At 44.7% G+C, this 4850-nt stretch carries 3 protein-coding genes; all 3 read left to right on the top strand.

The features are described from left to right. Positions 1–2271, top strand: a 2271-nt coding sequence (locus AC1DSE_RS30210) for a glycosyl hydrolase (RefSeq protein ID WP_477528695.1), incomplete at its 5' end; no start/stop codon positions are given. A gap of 165 nt (positions 2272–2436) precedes the next feature. Next, complete coding sequence (locus AC1DSE_RS30205) at positions 2437–3870, top strand: cellulase family glycosylhydrolase (protein WP_441881642.1); 1434 nt, start codon at positions 2437–2439, stop codon at positions 3868–3870. Positions 3871–3983: 113 nt separating this feature from the next. Beyond that, positions 3984–4850, top strand: an 867-nt coding sequence (locus tag AC1DSE_RS30200; protein WP_477528694.1) for a CBM35 domain-containing protein, incomplete at its 3' end; no start/stop codon positions are given.

Below are 4850 nucleotides of genomic sequence, written 5' to 3'. Positions count from 1 at the left end.
AGGGAAGCGCGTGCGCTCATGAATTATTTAGTTGATAACTACGGCAAAAACATCATTTCCGGCCAGCAGGAATTATCTGATGCGGAGTGGATTTATGAAAAAACCGGTAAGCATCCAGCGATGGTTTCCTTCGACCTTATCGACTATTCACCTACTCGGGTAGCTCATGGAACGAAGTCAGAGGAAACAGAAAAAATGATGGAGTGGGCGGAAAGAGGCGGGATCGTATCCCTTTGCTGGCATTGGAATTCGCCAAACGGTTTAATCGATGTGCCGGGCAAAGAATGGTGGAGAGCCTTCTACACCGACTCCACAACGTTTGATGTTGAGTATGCGCTTAGTCATCCGGATTCAGAGGAGTATAAGCTGCTGCTCAGTGACATTGATGTGATTGCCATTCAGCTGAAGAGGCTTCAGGATGCTAATATTCCTGTTCTATGGAGACCGCTGCATGAGGCAGAGGGAGGCTGGTTCTGGTGGGGCGCCAAAGGACCAGAGTCCGCAAAGCAGCTATATCGATTGATGTATGAGCGGTTAACAAACGAGCATCAATTGAACAATTTGATTTGGGTGTGGAACTCCGTGTCATCCGACTGGTATCCAGGAGATGATGTGGTTGATATTATCAGCACCGACATTTACAACCAAGCAGGCGATTATAGCCCAAATATTAATAAATATGATCGTCTAGTAGAGGTTGTCAAGGATCGCAAGCTTGTTTCGCTTCCGGAGACAGGAACGATTCCAGATCCTGATTTGCTGCCTTTATATGGTGCAGACTGGAGCTGGTTCAGCACATGGACGGGTGATTTTATTAGAAACGGTATTTATAATACGGCCGAGCATCTTACTCATGTCTTCAACCATGAATATGTCATTACGCTCGATGAGCTGCCGAGCAACTTGTCAACCTATGGCTTGAAAGCGCCAGAGTGGATCAATGCTGAGTTACAAGCAGCAAATGTCAATCAAACGAGCGCCACCTTGTCATGGAGCGGTGCATCAAGCGAGCAGGAAATCATAAATTATTTGATCTATAAAGACGGTATTCAACTGGATGCGGTGAATGGCTCCAGCAGCAGCTATGAGGTGAGCGGACTAGCAGCTGGTACAAAATATACGTTTAAAGTAGAAGCGGCTACACGAGATGGAGTTTGGAGCGTTGGCGGTCMTCAGATTGAAGTAACCACTTTGTCTGAGCCCATCGTTACGCCATCTAATCCAGACACAAGTCAGCCTCCTACAGCGGGACCTGGCGGCAAACAAACGATTCAGCTTAATAGCGCGGAATTTGAGGCAGCTGTCGCCAAAGCTCAAAAGGGTACAATCCTTGTTACCGGGACTCCAGCAGCAGGAGCTAAGGAGGTAAAGGTCAATATTCCAGCTGAGCAAATAGCTAAGGCTATAGACAAAGGTCTTGAGCGGATTGAAGTGAATATCGGTTATGCTGCGATTACAATTTCACTATCTGAAATATCAAGCCATTTAAGCGGAACATCTGCAACGATTACGTTCACATTCTCTATTGTCGATCCATCCCAAATGAGCGATCTTGCCAAAGCTAAGCTTGGTGGCGCGCAGGTTTATGACCTGAATCTTGACTTTGACGGAAAGAAAATAACAACATTTCATGCAGCATCCTTAAAAGTTGCTTTGAATTATTTACTGACCTCAGGCGCAAATCCAAACACGATCGTGACATACCACATCAAAGAAAACGGCGAGCTTGAGGTTGTAAAAAACAGCTATTACGATGCAACAACAAAAAAAGTTATTTTTCATCCCACTCAATTCAGTCAATATGCAGCTGCGGCAGTAGATGTTTCATTCAAGGATAAAGGTTCATCCGCAGCAAGCCAGGATGCAATCGATTATTTGGCTGCAAGAGGAATCATACAGGGAAAAGGCAATGGTTTATTTAAGCCTCTTGACCTTGTGACAAGAGCGGAGTTTGTTCAAATCATTATTCAAGCGTTTGATTTGAATGACGATACCGCCAGCAACACATTTAACGACGTTCCGAGTGATGGCTGGTATACCAAGGCTGTTTCAACAGCTCAAAAGCTCGGGCTTATTAAAGGAAAAGAAAACGGAAGTTTTGGTCCGCGCGAAGCCATGACTAAGCAGGATGCGGCAGCATTGTTGGAACGCGTCGCCAAGCTTATTGGAAGTACAGCGGTGAAAAGTAATGATTCCATTTTAGCAAAGTCAGTTGTGAACCGTGAGCAAGCGGCTGAAATGGTTTCTAATTTGATGCGGTTTCTCGATTAAGGAAAACGAAGAAAGCAGCAGATGATGAAAGGGGGTGGTAGGCTCTCATAAATATGTCAACGTCTTTAAAGTAACAGGCAACCAGATCAAACACTAAGAACCGAGACTGCAAAACAAAAAAACAGTTGGAGGGATTTAGTTATTATGATGATCAGGAGATTGAAAATGACGTTTATGCTTGTGCTTATGCTAGCTTTGGTTGTGCCTTTTATTGCAACTGAACAAACCCATGCGGCTAACGGTTTTTATGTAAGCGGAAACAATTTAAAGGATGCAAACGGAAATAACTTTGTCATTCGAGGAGTCAATAACGCTCACGCATGGTTTGATACGCAGGCGTATGATGCTCTGAGCACGATTAGCTCGAAAAAAGTGAACGCTGTTAGAATCGTCTGGACGACAAGCGGTTCGGCATCGCGGTTGCAGCAAATTATCGATCGTTGCAAACAGCTCGGCATGGTTGCCATTGTTGAACTGCATGATGCAACAGGCTCTAACAGCGCAACTGCTTTAAATAATATGGCTAGTTATTTTGCCAGCAGCGCGGTTAAAACGATTTTGACGAACAATGAAAAGTATGTGCTCGTTAATATCGCTAATGAATGGGGCGATGGGAATCTTGCGGATACCGCTTGGCGCGATGCGTACAAGACGGCTATTTCAACCATTCGAAATGCTGGAATTCATAATACGATTATTGTTGACGCCTCAGGCTGGGGACAAAATTCTTCACCAATCAAAGCATACGGCAACGCGCTCCTCACTCATGATCCGGATCATAATGTCATGTTCTCCATTCATATGTACGGCTCATGGAATGATTCTTCTCGGATTGGCACGGAGCTGCAAGCGATTAAAAATTTAGGGTTGGCTGTTATGGTTGGCGAGTTTGGCTATAACTACAACAACGGCAATAATAACTTGGGAAGTCAAGTTAATGCACAAGAGGTGATGAACCAAAGTCAGGCGAAAGGCATTGGTTATATGGCATGGTCATGGACAGGAAATGATTCGGCCAATTCGTGGCTGGATATGACGACAAGTGATTGGCAGACGCTTACTTCATGGGGCAATCTTGTCATTAACGGAACAAATGGCATTTGGGCTACTTCTACAAAAGCTTCTGTGTTTAATAGCAGCAGCAGCTCTACCTTGTACGATTTTGAAGGCGGAAATGCACAAGGCTGGACGGCATCAAACGTTGCTGGCGGACCTTGGTCTGTAACGGAATGGGCGGCAAGCGGCAGCAGCTCGCTCAAAGCAGACATTACGTTAGGCGGCGGTCAATTTTATTTGCAATATGCGGGTGCTAATAATTTCAGCGGAAAATCTTCTGTTTCTGTTAAAGTAAAGCATGCTGCATGGGGAAGCTTTGGCAGCGGCCTGCAGGCGAAGCTGTTTATTAAGACGGGCTCCGCTTACACTTGGTATGACTCAGGAACGGTAAACATCAATTCATCGGGGGCATCTACGATTTCACTGAGCTTATCTGGAGTAGCCAATTTGGGTGATGTGCGTGAAGTAGGCGTTCAGTTCATTTCACCTACTAACTCAAGCGGATCAACTTCGGTTTATGTAGACAGTGTTGTGCTGCAATAACGAAATGGATAGGTACTCATAGGATAGGGGGAGGGCTGGATTCCAGCCCTTTTCCTTGTCTGAAATGATTATTTGCAGCATGCAGAGTAAATAAGTAGAAGGTTGGATGGAAGATGCATAATAAGCAGGCCATACGAAACCGTATCAGCAAGTGGCTCATACTATTGGGTATTATTATCGTTTTTTTAATTGGAGTGATTGTGATGAAGCAAGCAGATACAGAAACAACTAAAAATGAATGGATTGTTCCAACTGAATTGCCAGTGGAGACATTGGCTGCATCTGGGGAGAAACAAAGGATATTGGGAACTACACTTACGTTAGAGGCAGAGGATGGAGAACTGACTGGATTAACCAGCTCAGAGGATGACAGTGCATCAGGCGGTAAATTCGTGGAGGGCTTTGATACGAGCGGCGACAATCTGAGATTTCTGATGGATATTGAAGCTGAAGGCACTTATATGATTTTAATTCGGTATAAAACAGCAGGAGGAGATAAGCCGAATTTTATAGCATTAGATGGAGAACGGCTTGCTGAATATACATTTAAGGATACGGCTGTATGGAAGGATGCTTTGATCGGACAATATGATTTGAACGCAGGGAAGCATACTTTTGATATTTCAAATAGCTGGGGCTGGATTGCTATTGACTATATTCAATTAATTGGAGGCTCTGACGGCAATGTTACCCGTGTTGCACTCCATTTAGAAAGTGAAAGCACAGGTCCGTCTGATGCTGCGGTTACGGTATCGGCTCGTGCTGACCATTCTGCGGAATATCGTTTTTTTGCTCGTGAAAAAAAAGGAGATWGGATGCCGTTAAACGAGTTTAGCAGACATCATCAATATACCTTTCTTCCCCCTGCAGCAGGCGATTATGAGCTCAAGGTACTGGCTCGCGGATTAAATGCCAGAGCAGAAATGGAAGCAGAAGCAGTTATATCCTATAAGGCATTACCTACCTATATAGGCAAGCCC

It is taken from the genome of Paenibacillus sp. 01L418 (assembly GCF_056400045.1).
This window is presented reverse-complemented; position numbering and strand designations above follow the sequence as displayed.